General features: G+C 70.1%; 14 protein-coding genes. 2 read left to right on the top strand and 12 right to left on the bottom strand.

The window, feature by feature from the left end; translation table 11 throughout:
* Positions 1 to 51: 51 nt before the first annotated feature.
* Positions 52 to 843, top strand: a complete 792-nt coding sequence (locus A6A29_RS42550) for a peptidylprolyl isomerase (RefSeq protein ID WP_073729448.1) — start codon at positions 52 to 54, stop codon at positions 841 to 843.
* A gap of 203 nt (positions 844 to 1,046) precedes the next feature.
* The gene (locus A6A29_RS42545) at positions 1,047 to 2,276 is read left to right on the top strand and encodes a DUF349 domain-containing protein (protein WP_073729446.1); all 1,230 of its coding nucleotides are present in this window, start codon (positions 1,047 to 1,049) and stop codon (positions 2,274 to 2,276) included.
* A gap of 89 nt (positions 2,277 to 2,365) precedes the next feature.
* Here the strand turns inward: A6A29_RS42545 and A6A29_RS42540 are convergent, their stop codons facing one another.
* The 12 genes from A6A29_RS42540 to A6A29_RS42485 all read right to left on the bottom strand — a co-directional run.
* Entirely contained in the window at positions 2,366 to 4,990 is a 2,625-nt protein-coding gene (locus A6A29_RS42540) for a RelA/SpoT family protein (RefSeq protein ID WP_073729444.1), read from the bottom strand.
* Positions 4,991 to 5,184: 194 nt separating this feature from the next.
* Positions 5,185 to 5,736, bottom strand: a complete 552-nt coding sequence (locus A6A29_RS42535) for an adenine phosphoribosyltransferase (RefSeq protein WP_073729442.1) — start codon at positions 5,734 to 5,736, stop codon at positions 5,185 to 5,187.
* Entirely contained in the window at positions 5,736 to 6,845 is a 1,110-nt protein-coding gene (gene secF, locus A6A29_RS42530) for a protein translocase subunit SecF (protein ID WP_073729440.1), read from the bottom strand. The genes A6A29_RS42535 and secF overlap by 1 nt, the downstream gene beginning before the upstream one ends.
* A gap of 1 nt (position 6,846) precedes the next feature.
* A complete protein-coding gene (gene secD / locus A6A29_RS42525; RefSeq protein ID WP_073729438.1) occupies positions 6,847 to 8,619 on the bottom strand; it encodes a protein translocase subunit SecD in 1,773 nt (590 codons plus the stop codon).
* A 147-nt stretch (positions 8,620 to 8,766) separates the two neighbouring features.
* Positions 8,767 to 9,267: a preprotein translocase subunit YajC gene (yajC, locus tag A6A29_RS42520; RefSeq protein ID WP_073729436.1), complete on the bottom strand. Its 501-nt coding sequence runs from the start codon at positions 9,265 to 9,267 to the stop codon at positions 8,767 to 8,769.
* Positions 9,268 to 9,432: 165 nt separating this feature from the next.
* On the bottom strand, positions 9,433 to 10,518 hold the full coding sequence (ruvB, locus tag A6A29_RS42515; RefSeq protein WP_073729434.1) for a Holliday junction branch migration DNA helicase RuvB: 1,086 nt from the start codon (positions 10,516 to 10,518) through the stop codon (positions 9,433 to 9,435).
* A 34-nt stretch (positions 10,519 to 10,552) separates the two neighbouring features.
* The gene (gene ruvA / locus A6A29_RS42510) at positions 10,553 to 11,179 is read right to left on the bottom strand and encodes a Holliday junction branch migration protein RuvA (protein WP_073729431.1); all 627 of its coding nucleotides are present in this window, start codon (positions 11,177 to 11,179) and stop codon (positions 10,553 to 10,555) included.
* Entirely contained in the window at positions 11,176 to 11,709 is a 534-nt protein-coding gene (ruvC, locus tag A6A29_RS42505; RefSeq protein WP_073729429.1) for a crossover junction endodeoxyribonuclease RuvC, read from the bottom strand. The genes ruvA and ruvC overlap by 4 nt, the downstream gene beginning before the upstream one ends.
* A 126-nt stretch (positions 11,710 to 11,835) precedes the next feature.
* Positions 11,836 to 12,588 carry a YebC/PmpR family DNA-binding transcriptional regulator gene (locus A6A29_RS42500; protein ID WP_073729427.1) on the bottom strand — a complete coding sequence of 251 codons (753 nt, stop codon included), beginning with the start codon at positions 12,586 to 12,588 and terminating at the stop codon, positions 11,836 to 11,838.
* A 61-nt stretch (positions 12,589 to 12,649) separates the two neighbouring features.
* Positions 12,650 to 13,243, bottom strand: coding sequence for a pyridoxal 5'-phosphate synthase glutaminase subunit PdxT (gene pdxT / locus A6A29_RS42495; protein ID WP_073729425.1), 594 nt, complete (start codon positions 13,241 to 13,243; stop codon positions 12,650 to 12,652).
* Positions 13,244 to 13,249: 6 nt separating this feature from the next.
* Complete coding sequence (pdxS, locus tag A6A29_RS42490; protein WP_073729423.1) at positions 13,250 to 14,170, bottom strand: pyridoxal 5'-phosphate synthase lyase subunit PdxS; 921 nt, start codon at positions 14,168 to 14,170, stop codon at positions 13,250 to 13,252.
* Positions 14,171 to 14,319: 149 nt separating this feature from the next.
* On the bottom strand, positions 14,320 to 14,820 hold a 501-nt coding region (locus A6A29_RS42485; RefSeq protein WP_241838859.1), incomplete at its 5' end, for a hypothetical protein.

Here is a 14,820-nt window from a genome sequence, read left to right as displayed (position 1 = left end):
CGGTACGGGGCAACCCACGCCCGATGACACGACGTACAAGGAGATCAACCGGTGGTCAGCAGCGATCAGCGGCGGCGGCAGCTCGCCCGGGAGAAGTTCCAGCGGCAGCAGCAGCGCCGGGAGGAAGCCCGCAGCAGGACCAGGCGTCTCACCGTGATCATCGCGTCCGCGGTGGCCGTGGCCGCGGTGGTGGGTGTGGGTGCGTTCGTCGCGGCGGGCAAGAGCGACGGCAAGGACAAGAAGAACGACGCGGCCGCGAGCCGGAGCCCGTCCGCTTCGCCTTCCGAGAGCGAGAGCAAAGCTCCCGAGCCCGCGATGAAGATCGACAAAAAGGCGAAGTACACGATGTCGCTCAAGACGAGCCAGGGCGACATAGCGTTCACCATGGACGCGGCGAAGACCCCGCACACCACGAACTCGTTCAAGTCGCTCGCGGACAAGGGCTACTTCGACGGTACGAAGTGTCACCGGCTGACCACGCAGGGCATTTTCGTCCTGCAGTGCGGCGACCCCAAGGGCGACGGCACCGGCGGTCCCGGCTACACGATCGCGGACGAGAACCTGACCGCGCTCGGCAAGGCGGGCGCCGACGGCACGGTGACCTTCCCCGCGGGCACGGTGGCGATGGCCAACACCGGCCAGCCGCACACCGGCGGCAGCCAGTTCTTCCTGGTGTACAAGGAGACCAAACTCCCGCCCACCTACACCCCGTTCGGCACCATCGACAAGGCCGGTCTGAAGGCCGTCCAGAAGGTCGGCGAGGCCGGTGTCGAGGGTGGCGCCGGTGACGGTGCGCCGAAGAAGGCCGTGAGCGTCGAGAAGGCGACCGTCGAGAAGGACTGACCGGACCGGTACGGCCGGGTGCTCCCGGCCGCCGCCGTGGTCACCCGGGCGCACCGGAGAATTTCGGCCGCGCTGAGTGCGGACAGCCGGGTGGCCGGTCGCCTAGATTGGCGTTGTGCAGGGCGGGCGATGCCCGCCCCAGGAAACTGTGGACGATGCCCGGGGGGCGAACCCCCTCGCAGGCATCAGGTGGAGGAGGCGCTGTGAGCAGCGACCCGTGGGGCCGTGTCGATGAGACCGGCACCGTGTACGTGCGTACAGCCGATGGCGAGCAGGTCGTCGGATCGTGGCAGGCCGGTTCCCCCGAGGAGGCCCTGGCCTACTTCGAGCGCAAGTACGACGGCATTGTGGTCGAGATCGGCCTCCTCGAACGGCGGGTGAAGACCACCGACCTTTCGGCCAAGGACGCGACGACCGCGATCGACCATCTGCGGCAGCAGGTCGACGAGCATCACGCCGTCGGTGACCTCGAAGCGCTCCGCACGCGGCTGGACGCGCTCGTCGCGACGGTCGACTCGCGGCGCGAGGAGCGCAAGGTCCAGAAGGCGAAGCAGACCGACGAGGCCAAGCACGCCAAGGAGGCGCTCGTCACCGAGGCCGAGGAGCTGGCGCAGAGCGAGCAGTGGCGGTCCGCCGGCGAGCGGCTGCGGGCGCTCGTGGACACGTGGAAGGGCCTGCCGCGGCTGGACCGCAAGTCGGACGACGAGCTGTGGCACCGCTTCTCGCATGCCCGTTCGGCGTTCTCCAAGCGCCGCAAGGCCCACTTCGCCTCGCTGGACGCCCAGCGCGAGGAGGCCCGTAAGGCCAAGGAGAAGCTGGTCACGGAGGCCGAGTCGCTCTCCGGTTCCACGGACTGGGTCACGACGGCCGCCCGCTATCGCGATCTGATGACCGAGTGGAAGGCCGCGGGCCGCGCGCAGCGCGAGTCCGAGGACGAGCTGTGGAACCGCTTCCGCGGCGCCCAGGACGTCTTCTTCGCGGCCCGCAGCGAGGTGTTCGCCGAGCGGGACGCGGAGCAGGGCGAAAACCTCAAGCTGAAGGAGGAGCTCGCTGCCGAGGCCGAGAAGCTGGTGCCGGTGAAGGACCTGAAGGCGGCCAGGGCCGCTTTCCGGGCCATCAACGAGCGCTGGGAGGCCATCGGCCACGTACCGCGTGACGCCCGCCCGAAGGTCGAGGGCCGGATGCACACGGTGGAGCGGGCGCTCCAGGAGTCCGAGGAGTCCGAGTGGCGCCGGACGAACCCGGAGGCGCGGGCCCGCGCCGCGGGTCTCACCGGTCAGCTCCAGGGCGCCGTGGACAAGCTGCGTACCCAGATCGACGCGGCGCGTGCCTCGGGCAACAACGCGCGGGCGGACAAGCTGGCCAAGGAGCTGGAGGGCCGCCAGGCGCTGCTGGACCAGGCGCTCAAGGGCCTGGAGGAGTTCGGCGGCTAGCACCTGCCGTTCGGTCCTGACATGCGGGAGGGGCCGCTGTACGTGTCACGTACAGCGGCCCCTCCCGTATGTCATGGCCCGGCCGCGGGCTACGGCCTGCGGGCGGAGGTGACCCGGTAGACGTCGTAGACGCCCTCCACGCCGCGTACCGCCTTCAGGACGTGCCCCAGGTGCTTGGGGTCGCCCATCTCGAAGGTGAAGCGCGAGGTGGCCACCCGGTCGCGCGAGGTCTGGACGGCCGCGGACAGGATGTTGACGTGCTGGTCGGACAGGACCCGGGTGACGTCGGAGAGCAGCCGGGAGCGGTCCAGCGCCTCGACCTGGATGGCGACCAGGAAGACCGAGGACTGGGTGGGCGCCCACTCGACTTCGAGGATGCGCTCCGGCTGCTGGGAGAGCGAGTCGACGTTGACGCAGTCGGCCCGGTGCACGGAGACGCCGCTGCCGCGGGTGACGAAGCCGATGATCGGGTCGCCGGGGACGGGCGTGCAGCAGCGGGCCAGCTTGACCCAGACGTCCTCGACGCCCTTGACCACGACGCCCGGGTCGGCGTTGGCGCGGCGCTTGTTGCGGCCGCGGGAGGGCGGTGCGCTCTCGACGAGGTCCTCGTTGGCGGCGTCCTCGCCGCCCAGTGCCTGGACGAGCTTCTGCACGACGCCCGCGGCGGCGACATGGCCCTCGCCGATCGCCGCGTACAGGGACGAGATGTCCGGGTAGCGCATCTCGTGGGCGAGGGTGACCAGGGAGTCGCCGGTGAGGATGCGCTGGATCGGCAGGTTCTGCTTGCGCATCGCGCGCGCGATGGAGTCCTTGCCCTGCTCGATCGCCTCGTCGCGGCGTTCCTTGGAGAACCAGGCGCGGATCTTGTTGCGGGCGCGCGGCGACTTGACGAAGCCCAGCCAGTCCCGCGACGGACCGGCACCGGCCGCCTTGGAGGTGAAGACCTCGACCAGATCACCGTTGTCCAGAGTCGATTCGAGCGGTACGAGCCGCCCGTTGACCCGTGCTCCTATGGTCCGGTGGCCGACCTCCGTATGGACGGCGTACGCGAAGTCGACGGGCGTCGCACCCGCGGGGAGCGCTATGACGTCGCCCTTGGGCGTGAAGACGAAGACCTCGTTGCGGGAGAGGTCGAAGCGCAGGGACTCCAGGAACTCGCTGGGGTCCTCGGTCTCCTTCTGCCAGTCCAGGAGCTGGCGCAGCCATGCCATGTCGTTGACGGTGTCCTGGCCGCGTCCGGTGTTCTTGGGGACGTCGGTACGCACCTTGGAGGCACCGGCGACGGCCTCCTGCTTGTACTTCCAGTGCGCGGCGATGCCGTACTCGGCGCGGCGGTGCATGTCGAACGTACGGATCTGGAGTTCGACGGGCTTGCCGCTGGGGCCGATCACCGTGGTGTGCAGCGACTGGTACATGTTGAACTTGGGCATCGCGATGTAGTCCTTGAACCGCCCCGGTACCGGATTCCACCGGGCGTGGACGGTGCCGAGCGCCGCGTAGCAGTCGCGGACGGTGTCGACGAGGACGCGGATGCCCACCAGGTCGTAGATCTCGGCGAAGTCCCGGCCTCGCACGATCATCTTCTGGTAGACGCTGTAGTAGTGCTTCGGCCGGCCGGTGACGGTGGCCTTGATGCGGGCGGCGCGGAGGTCGGACTGGACCTCGTCGGTCACTATGGCGAGGTATTCGTCGCGCTTGGGGGCCCGCTCGGCGACGAGGCGGACGATCTCGTCGTACATCTTGGGGTAGAGGATCGCGAAGGCGAGGTCCTCCAGCTCCCACTTGATGGTGTTCATGCCCAGGCGGTGGGCCAGGGGTGCGTAGATCTCCAGCGTCTCGCGGGCCTTCTTCTCCTGCTTCTCCCGCTTGAGGTAACGCATGGTGCGCATGTTGTGCAGCCGGTCGGCGAGCTTGATGACGAGGACCCGGGGGTCCTTGGCCATGGCGACGACCATCTTGCGTACGGTCTCGGCCTGCGCGGCCTCGCCGAACTTGACCTTGTCCAGCTTGGTGACCCCGTCGACGAGCAGGGCGACCTGGTCGCCGAAGTCGCGGCGCAGGGTGTCCAGGCCGTACTCGGTGTCCTCGACGGTGTCGTGCAGCAGACCCGCCATCAGGGTGGCCGGATCCATGCCCAGCTCGGCCAGGATGGTCGTCACGGCCAGCGGGTGCGTGATGTACGGGTCGCCGCTCTTGCGCTTCTGGCCCCGGTGCCAGCGCTCGGCGACCTGGTACGCCTGCTCGATCTGGCGCAGCGTGGCGGTCTCGATCTTGGGGTCGTTGCCGCGGACGGTACGCAGCAGCGGTTCGAGCACCGGGTTGTACGGGCTGGAGCGCTGCACACCCAGTCGGGCGAGCCGGGCCCGGACACGGTTGGAGGAGCCGCCGGAGCGGGCCACCGCACCGGTCGGCGCCGGGGACTTCGCGGCGGGCCTGGCCGGCGCCTTGGGAGCGGGCTCGGCGGGGGCCGCCGCGGCGGGCTTCACGGGGGCCGCGGGGGCCGGGCGCTCGGGGGCGGGCTTCGGCGGAGCGGTCGGCCGCGCGGGCTCGCCGGGCTTCGCTGAGGCGGCAGCCGGGGCCTGCGCAGATCCGCCCGCGCCCTCGCGCGGCGCGGGCTTCGGCGCTCCCGAGGGCTGGGCCTTCTCGGGCGTGGCGGGTTCCGTCCCGGGCTTGTCGGGCTGCGGGGCGGCGACTGGCTGGGCCTCGTCTGGCAAGAGCGCTCCTCGTGCGGATCCGGGCTCCCCGGAAAGCCCATGGTATCGATCCCCCGGCCGGACCTCGCCCGGGGACGCCGGGAGCCGTGACAACGCGGGACGGGCACCCGGTGTTCCCGGGTGCCCGTCCTGTGTGCGTGTCCTGCGCGCGTCCGCTGTGCGCGGTCCGCCGCGCGATCGCCTGTGTGCGGCGCTCAGACGGTGATCAGTGCCTCCAGCGGCGCGCCCCGCAGCGCGGGCTCCAGCCGGGCCCGGCCCGGGAGGAAACCGAGCTCCATCAGGACCGAGACGCCCACGACCTGCGCACCGGCCCGCCGGATCAGCTCCAGCGAGGCCTCGGCGGTGCCGCCGGTGGCGAGGACGTCGTCGATGACCATGATGCGGTCGTCGGGGGTGAGGTCCTCCGCGTGGATCTCGATCTCCGCGCTGCCGTACTCCAGCTCGTAGGACTGCCGGAGCGTGGCTCCGGGCAGCTTCCCGGCCTTGCGGACGGGTACGAAGCCGAGCCCGGCCCGGACCGCGACCGGCGCGGCCAGGATGAAGCCGCGTGCCTCCAGGCCGACGATCTTCGTGGCGCCGTGCCGGACGGACAGCTCCGCGAGGGCGTCGGTGAGTGCCGTGAAGGCCACCGGGTCCGCGAGCAGCGGAGTGATGTCCTTGAACATCACCCCCGGCTTCGGGTAGTCCGCCACATCGCGGATCCGGCTGAGCAGCAGCTCTCGGGTCGATTCGGTGGTGCTGGTCATCAGCGCTTCCCGGGAGTCCGGCCGTGGCCCCTGGGCTGCCTGCGCTGGCCCACGACGGCGCCCGCGGTCTCGGCGTCCTCGGGGAAGGCGTCCTGCGGCTGGTCGTCGCGCTCGTCCTCCGCGGACTCGCCCCGTGCGGCGGCCGCCGCACGCTTGGCGAGGATCCGCTTCTTCAGCGCCTTCATCTGCGGCTCGCGTTCCTTGAGGTCGGCGACGAGCGGAGTGGCGATGAAGATCGAGGAGTACGCACCGGCGGCGAGACCGACGAACAGCGACAGCGAGATGTCGTTCAGCATGCCGGCGCCGAGGACACCGCCACCGATGAACAGCAGACCCGCGACCGGCAGCAGTGCCACGACCGTGGTGTTGATGGAACGGACCAGCGTGCTGTTGATCGACCGGTTGGCGATCTCGCTGTAGGTGAAGCGGGTCTGCTTGGTGATCCCCTTCTGGCCCTCCTTGAGGCTGTCGAAGACGACGACCGTGTCGTAGAGGGAGTAACCGAGGATGGTCAGCAGACCGATCACGGTGCCGGGGGTGACCTCGAAGCCGACCAGGGCGTAGACACCGACCGTGATGGTGATGTCGTGGATCAGGGCGACGAGGGCGGCGATGGCCATCCGCCACTCGAAGGCGATGGCCAGATAGACCACCACGAGGACCATGAAGATCCCGAGGCCGGTCCATGCCTTGTTGGCGATCTGCTCACCCCAGCTGGGGCCGACCAGGTCCGCGTTGATCTTCTCCGCCGGGACCCCGAGGTCCTTGGAGAGCTGCGTCTTGATCGCGTCGGCCTTGGCCGTGTCGACCTCGGTGATCTGGATGCGCAGACCGCCGTTGCCGAGCTCCTGCACGATCGCCTCGTGGCCGGACGCCTCCACCGCGGCCTCGTGGGCCTGGGAGGTCGAGATCTTGGCCTTGACGTCGGTCGTGAAGACCGCGCCGCCCTTGAACTCGATGCCCATGTTGAGGCCACCGACCGCCAGGCCGATGATGGCCGTGATGGTGATCAGTATCGAGACGCCATACCAGATCTTGCGCTTGCCGATGAAGTCGTAACCGACCTCGCCGCGGTAGAGCCGGGCGCCGAGATTGCCGAGTCGCGACATCTCACGCCTCCTTCGGGTCGGTGGAACCGTTGGCACGGCGCGAGCGGCGGAGCGGCGGCTTGGCGCCGAGCCGCTTCGGGTCCAGCCCGGACCAGGAGTTGCCGCTGGAGAAGAACTTCGTCCGGCCCATCAGCGTCATGACGGGCTTGGTGAAGAGGAACACCACGACGACGTCGAGCAGCGTGGTCAGGCCGAGCGTGAACGCGAAGCCCTGGACCTTGCCGACGGTGACCACGAAGAGCACCGCGGCGGCGAGGAACGACACGAAGTCGGAGACCAGAATGGTGCGCCGGGCGCGCGGCCAGGCCCGTTCGATCGCCGGGCGGAGCGTGCGGCCCTCGCGGATCTCGTCACGGACACGTTCGAAGTACACGATGAACGAGTCCGCTGTGATACCGATCGCCACGATGGCGCCGCACACCGCGGGCAGGTTCAGCGCGAAGCCGATGGCCGGGCCGAGCAGAGCCATGAGCGTGTACGTCAGGATGCCGGAGACCAGAAGGCTGAGGAGCGCGATGAACGCGAGCCCGCGGTAGTAGGCCACCAGGTAGATGACGACGAGCGCGAGACCGATGGCACCGGCGATCAGACCCGCCTGGAGCTGCTCGCCACCGAGGGCGGCGGTCACCGTGGTGACGCTCGCCTCCTCGAAGGTGAGCGGGAGGGCGCCGTACGAAAGGATGTTGCCGAGGTCCTCGGCGGACTGCTGGTCGAAGCTGCCGGAGATCTGGGCGTTCGCGCTGAGCGCCGTCCGCACGGAGGGCGCGGAGACGACCTCACCGTCGAGGACGATGGCGAACTGGTTCATCGGCGGCTGCTGCTGCGAGAGCCGCGAGGTGATCGTCTTGAACTTCTTGGCGCCGCCGGAGGTGAACTCCATCGACACGATCCACTCGCCGGTGGTCTGGTCGATCGCACCCTGGGCGTCGCTGACGTCGCTGCCGGAGACCTCGGCCGGGCCGAGCACGTACTTCTCGTACTGACCGGGGGTGTTCGAGCCACAGGCGACGATGGAGTCGGTGGGCTTCGCGTCCTTGCCGGCGGCCGTGCGCTGCTTCGGGTCGGTGCAGTCGAGCTTGGCGAACTCTTCCTGGAGCTTGGCCGTCGCGGGGTCGACCGGCGGCGTGGACGACTTCGGCTTCGAGGAGTCCGAGGCGCCCGGGGTGGGGTCCTTCTTCAGGGCGCCGGTGACCGCGCGCCCCTGGGTGGTGGCGCTCGCCGTCGGGGAGTCGGGCGAGGTGGCCTTGTCACCGGTGGCCTTGTCGCCCTTGTCCTTGTCCCCTGCCTTGGCGGACTCCTCGGCGCTCGGCGTGGTGCCGTCCGAGGGCTTCTCGCTGCCCGAAGGCGTCGGCTCCCCGGGGCCGCTGGCCGCGACGGTCAGAACGGGCCGGAAGTAGAGCTGGGCGGTGGTACCGACCTGCTCCCGGGCCTGCTCGGAGTTCGTCCCCTTGGGGATGTTGACGATGATGTTCTTCGCGCCCTGGGTCTGGACCTCGGCCTCGGAGACACCCAGACCGTTGACCCGCCGCTCGATGATGCCGACCGCGGTGTTCATATTGGTCGGATTGATCGCGTTCGGCTTGCCGGGCTGCGTCTTCGCCTCAAGCGTGATCGACGTCCCGCCCGCCAGGTCGATACCCAGCCGGGGCGTGGTGTGACCGGACAGGAACATCCCGCCGGTGAGCGCGACCATGGCGATCAGGATCAGAACCAGGGCACGCCCCGGCCTGCTCTGACCACCGGCCGGCCCGCGGCCCTTCTTCGGTGCTGCCACCTTCTCGTTTCTCCCTGTCCAACCGCCCCGCGCCGGGTACGCGCCCGAGCGGCCACGAAGTGTTGTGGGGACCTGCCCCCGCAGAAAACCGCACGGTCCGGGGGACGCCGCACGCCTGTGGGCATACGGCCGTCCCCGAGTCGTGAACTACTTCGCGTCGGCGTCGCCGTCGGTCTTGCCGTCGTCCTTGGCGTCCTTGGCCGCGACGTCCTTGGCGACGGCGTCCGTCGTCCCGGCGTCCTCGTCCTCGGCCTTCTTGCCCAGGTCGATCTTCGCGTCGTCCGAACGGTCCGCGGCGTCGTCACCCTCGCCGGTGAGCGAGGAGGCGTCGTCGGGCACGACCGCGCCGTCGACCTTCAGGTCGTCCTCGCCGTGGACGATGCGGTTGTACTCCTCGTCGTCGAGGACGGCACCGATCGAGTTCTTGGCGTAGATGGCGTGGACGCCCGGCGCGATCTCAAGGAGAACCGTGTCGTCGTGAAGCTCCTTGACGGTGGCGTACATGCCCCCGATCGTCCGGACGCCGGTGCCGGGCTGCATGTCGTTACGCATCTGCGCGGCCGCCGCCTGCTTCTTCTTGGCGGACCGGGTCATCAGGAACATGGCCCCGATGAGCACGATGAAGGGGAGGAGAGTCACGGGATTCACGGGACGGGTTTCCTTCGCACGACCGCGCTGGAATGCGGCCTGTATATACGGGGGTGGGTACACCGACCTGTAAGGGCGGCATCGGCGGAGTCTAAGCGAGTCCGCATCGATGGAACAACGCCCAGCATGGCACCGGGGTTCCGGTAAGGGTCAACCTGTGACGCATCACGCCCCGAAGAGACCCTGTTGTCCCTTTCCGCCGTGCTGCGGAGGTACGAGCCCGAGGTGGGCCCAGGCCGCCGGGGTGGCGACCCGGCCGCGCGGGGTTCTGGCCAGCAGTCCTTCCCGTACGAGGAAGGGCTCGGCGACCTCCTCGACCGTCTCGCGCTCCTCCCCCACGGCGACCGCGAGGGTGGACAGGCCGACCGGGCCGCCGCCGAAAAGTTTCAGCAGGGCGCCGAGGACCGCACGGTCCAGCCGGTCGAGGCCGCGGGCGTCAACCTCGTACACCTTGAGCGCCGCGGCGGCGATGTCCCGGTCGACCGTGCCGTCGGCCTTCACCTGGGCGTAGTCCCGGACCCGGCGCAGCAGCCGGTTGGCGATACGGGGGGTGCCCCGGGAGCGTCCGGCGATCTCGGCGGCGCCCTCCACGTCGATGCCGACGTCCAGCAGCCGGGCGGAGCGGTGGATGACGCGCTCCAGCTCGGCGGGGGCGTAGAACTCCATGTGCCCGGTGAAGCCGAAGCGGTCGCGCAGCGGGGGCGGCAGGAGTCCGGCCCTGGTGGTGGCACCGACCAGGGTGAAGGGCGGCAGCTCCAGCGGGATGGCGGTGGCCCCCGGGCCCTTGCCGACGATGACGTCGACCCGGAAGTCCTCCATCGCCATGTAGAGCATCTCCTCGGCGGGCCGCGACATCCGGTGGATCTCGTCGAGGAAGAGCACCTCGCCCTCCTGGAGGGAGGAGAGGATCGCGGCGAGGTCGCCCGCGTGCTGGATGGCGGGCCCCGAGGTGATCCTGATCGGGGCGTTCATCTCCGCTGCGATGATCATGGACAGGGTGGTCTTGCCGAGGCCGGGGGCGCCGGAGAGCAGCACATGGTCGGCGGTGGCGCCGCGGGCGAGGGCCGCCTTGAGGACCAGGTCGAGCTGTTCGCGCACCCTTTCCTGGCCGACGAACTCGTCCAGGTCCTTCGGGCGCAGGGCCGCTTCGACCGCGGTGTCCTCACCGTCCGCGCCGGCATCGACCAGCCGGTCGTCGAACTCCCCCACCGGCCGTTCGTCGGTGCCGGGTCCGGTCTCGTCCCAGTTCATTCGGTCAGTCCCGCCTCGGGTGTTTCGGTGCCGGTCAGCGTGCGCGGTTGAGGGTCTGCAGAGCGGCGCGCAGCAGCTGCGGCACGGGGGGCTGAGCGCCCTCGGCGAGGGCGGCTTCGGCCTGCGGGGCGACGGCGGAGACCGCCTCGTCGGCCTCCCGGGTCGCGTATCCCAGTCCGATCAGCGCGGCCTGGAGCTGATCGCGCCAGCCGGAGGTGACGGCGGTGCCGATGCCCTGCTGGCCGATATGGGCGCCCGTGGGTTCACCGAGCCGGTCCTTGAGCTCCAGCAGGAGCTTCTGGGCGCCCTTCTTCCCGATGCCGGAGACAGCCGTGAGCGCCTTCTCGTCGCCGGTGGAGACGGCCAGGCGCAGCGCGTCCGGGCTGTGGGTGGCGAGCATGGCCTGGGCCAGGCGGGGGCCGACGCCGCTGGCGCTCTGGAGCAGCTCGAAGACCCGGCGCTCGTCGTCGTCGGCGAAGCCGTAGAGCGTGAGCGAGTCCTCCCGTACGACGAGGGAGGTGGCGAGCCTGGCCTCCTTGCCGACGCGGAGAGGGGCCAGGGTGTTCGGGGTGCACTGGACGGCCATGCCGATTCCGCCGACCTCGATCACGGCCGTGGTCGGGGCGAGGGCGGCCACCGGGCCGGAGACGAAGGCGATCATGCGGTACGGCCTTTCAGCGTGCGATGGGCGGCGACGGCCTGCTGGAGCCGGTTCTGCGCGGGCGCGCGCCAGATGTGGCAGATGGCGAGTGCGAGGGCGTCCGCGGCGTCCGCGGGCCTGGGCGGCGCGTCCAGCCGGAGCAGCCGGGTCACCATGGCGCCGACCTGGGCCTTGTCCGCGCGCCCCGAGCCGGTGACGGCGGCCTTGACCTCGCTGGGGGTGTGCAGGGCGACCGGGATGCCGCGCCGGGAGGCGCAGAGCATGGCGACCGCGCTGGCCTGGGCGGTGCCCATCACCGTACGGACGTTGTGCTGGGCGAAGACCCGTTCCACGGCGACGTATTGGGGGCGGTGCTCGTCGAGCCACTGCTCGATGCCCTGCTCGATGGCGACCAGGCGCTGTCCCAGCTCGGCGTCGGAGGGGGTGCGCACGACGCCGACGCCGATCATCGTCAGGGGGCGGCCCGCGACCCCTTCGACGACCCCGACACCGCACCGGGTCAGCCCCGGGTCCACGCCGAGTACCCGCATGGAGCCCCCCCTGTCCTCACCGCTCGGTCAACTGTTCTGGCAGGCTATCGGCTCGCACTGACAATGCGACGGGCCGACGGGGTGTGTCCCCGTCGGCCCGTCCGCGGAAGCTTCTCCGATCGCGCCTCAGGCGTCGACCTTCTCCATGACCTCGTCGGACACGTCGAAGTTGGCGAAGACGTTCTGCACGTCGTCGCTGTCCTCCAGCGCGTCGATGAGCTTGAAGATCTTGCGCGCGCCCTCCTCGTCGAGGTCGACCTGCATGGTGGGCAGGAAGTTGGCCTCGGCCGAGTCGTAGTCGATGCCGGCCTCCTGGAGCGCGGTGCGGACCGCGACCATGTCGGTGGCCTCGCTGACGACCTCGAAGGTGTCACCGAGGTCGTTGACCTCCTCGGCGCCCGCGTCGAGCACCGCACCGAGGACGTCGTCCTCGGCCAGCTCGCCCTTGGGGACGATGACGACGCCCTTGCGGTTGAAGAGGTACGAGACGGAACCGGGGTCGGCCATCGAGCCGCCGTTGCGGGTCATCGCGACACGCACGTCGGACGCGGCACGGTTGCGGTTGTCGGTGAGGCACTCGATGAGCACCGCGACACCGTTGGGACCGTAGCCCTCGTACATGATCGTCTCGTAGTCGGCGCCGCCCGCTTCGAGACCGCCACCGCGCTTGACCGCGGAGTCGATGTTCTTGTTGGGGACGGAGCTCTTCTTCGCCTTCTGGATGGCGTCGACGAGCGTCGGGTTGCCTTCGGGGTCCACGCCGCCGGAACGCGCCGCGACCTCGATGTTCTTGATCAGCTTCGCGAAGAGCTTGCCGCGCTTGGCGTCAACCACGGCCTTCTTGTGCTTCGTCGTAGCCCATTTAGAGTGGCCGGACATCTGCCTTCTCCCTCGCGTCACCAAAATCGATCCGAACCCGAGAGATCCTACCGGGATCAGGTCAGCCGACTGCGCGCACCATGTCGACGAACAGTGCGTGAACCCGGTGGTCCCCGGTCAGTTCGGGGTGGAACGACGTGGCCAGGGCGTTTCCCTGCCGTACGGCGACAATATGGCCACCGTGCTCGGCGATGACGTCGGCCGCCGCCCCCACGGATTCGACCCAGGGGGCCCGGATGAAGACACCCTGGACCGGGCCGCCCTCGATGCCGTCGACCTCGACCGCGGCCTCGAAGGACTCGTTCTGCCGTCCGAAGGCGTTGCGGCGCACGATCATGTCGATGCCGCCGACCGTCTCCTGGCCCGAGCGCGGGTCGAGGATCCTGTCGGCGAGCAGGATCATTCCGGCGCAGGTGCCGTAGACCGGCATCCCGGCCCGTACCCGCTCGCGCAGCGGTTCCAGCATGCCGAACAGGACGGCGAGCTTGGACATGGTGGTGGATTCGCCGCCGGGTATGACGAGGCCGTCGACCTCGGCGAGCTCTTCGGGGCGCCGGACCGGCCTGGCCAGGGCATCGGCCGAGGCCAGGGCGATCAGGTGCTCCCGTACGTCGCCCTGGAGGGCCAGGACTCCGATCACAGGGGTTTCGTTCATCTGTGGTTACCAGCCACGGTTCGCGTAGCGCTCGGCCTCGGGCAGCGTGTCGCAGTTGATGCCGACCATGGCCTCGCCCAGGTTGCGGGAGGCGTCCGCGATGACCTTCGGGTCGTCGTAGAAGGTGGTGGCCTTCACGATCGCTGCGGCGCGCTTGGCAGGGTCGCCGGACTTGAAGATGCCGGAGCCGACGAAGACTCCCTCGGCCCCGAGCTGGCGCATCAGCGCGGCGTCGGCGGGGGTGGCCACGCCACCGGCGGAGAACAGGACGACGGGCAGCTTGCCGAGCTCGGCGACCTCCCTGACCAGCTCGTACGGAGCGCGGAGCTCCTTGGCGGCGGCGTACAGCTCGTTGTTGTCGTAGCCGCGCAGCCGGGCGATCTCGTTCTTGATCTGGCGCAGGTGGCGGACAGCCTCGACGACGTTGCCGGTGCCGGCCTCGCCCTTCGAACGGATCATGGCCGCGCCCTCGGCGATGCGGCGCAGGGCCTCGCCCAGGTTGGTGGCGCCGCAGACGAAGGGGGTGGTGAAGGCGAACTTGTCGCTGTGGTTGACCTCGTCGGCCGGGGTGAGGACCTCGGACTCGTCGATGTAGTCGACGCCGAGGGACTGCAGGACCTGCGCCTCGACGAAGTGGCCGATGCGGGACTTGGCCATGACGGGGATCGAGACGGCCGCGATGATCTCTTCGATCATGTTCGGGTCGGACATCCGGGCCACGCCGCCGTCCTTGCGGATGTCGGCGGGCACCCGCTCCAGGGCCATGACGGCCACGGCGCCCGCGTCCTCGGCGATCTTCGCCTGCTCGGCGTCGACGACGTCCATGATCACGCCGCCCTTGAGCTGCTCGGCCATGCCGCGCTTGACGCGGGCGGTGCCGGTGGCCGGGGACTCGGTGGACTGCGGGGTGCTGGGAAGCGTGGACACGGGACCTCACTCGGTGGAAAGACGCTCGGGATGCTGCACGACCGAGCAAACGCTCCGGGACCAGTCCACAGCAAGGGCCAATGGACAGGCTGTGGATCGTTTTCCCCGGGACAGTCCTGCGGTGTACGGCCCCGTCGGCGCTCCGGGCGTCAGGTTCCGGGGCGGTCCGCGAGGGCCACCGGCGGCGCGTCGTCCATCTCGAAGGCGAGCGGGAACGGTGCGTGTCCGGCCAGCCGGAACAGCCGCACCGTGCGGTGCCTGCGCAGGGCGCGGGCCGCCCGCACGGCGTCGTTGTGGAAGCGCCGGGCCATCGGTACCCGGCGCACGGCCGCGGCCAGTTCGGTGGCCGCCTCCTCGCCGCCGGGGATCTCCTTCACGGCCTCGACCTGGGCCGGCTCGCCGAAGACGGCCCGCAGCGCCGTGCTCAGTTCGCTCTCGGCGACCTCGCGGTGGTCCTCCTCGGCCTGGCGTGCGGCGTGCGCGGCCTCGTACAGGACGATCGACGCGGCGGGGTCGAGGACGCCCGAGGTGGCCAGCTCCTGGGTGACCGAGGCACGGCGCAGCAGTTGGGCGTCGAGCGCGGCGCGGGCCGCGTCGATCCGCGCGTGCAGCCGGTCGAGCCGTCCGGCGGTCCAGCTGAGGTACAGGCC

The organism is Streptomyces sp. TSRI0281, assembly GCF_001905125.1.
In the GTDB taxonomy this organism is placed as follows: Bacteria; Actinomycetota; Actinomycetes; order Streptomycetales; family Streptomycetaceae; genus Streptomyces.
This window is presented reverse-complemented; position numbering and strand designations above follow the sequence as displayed.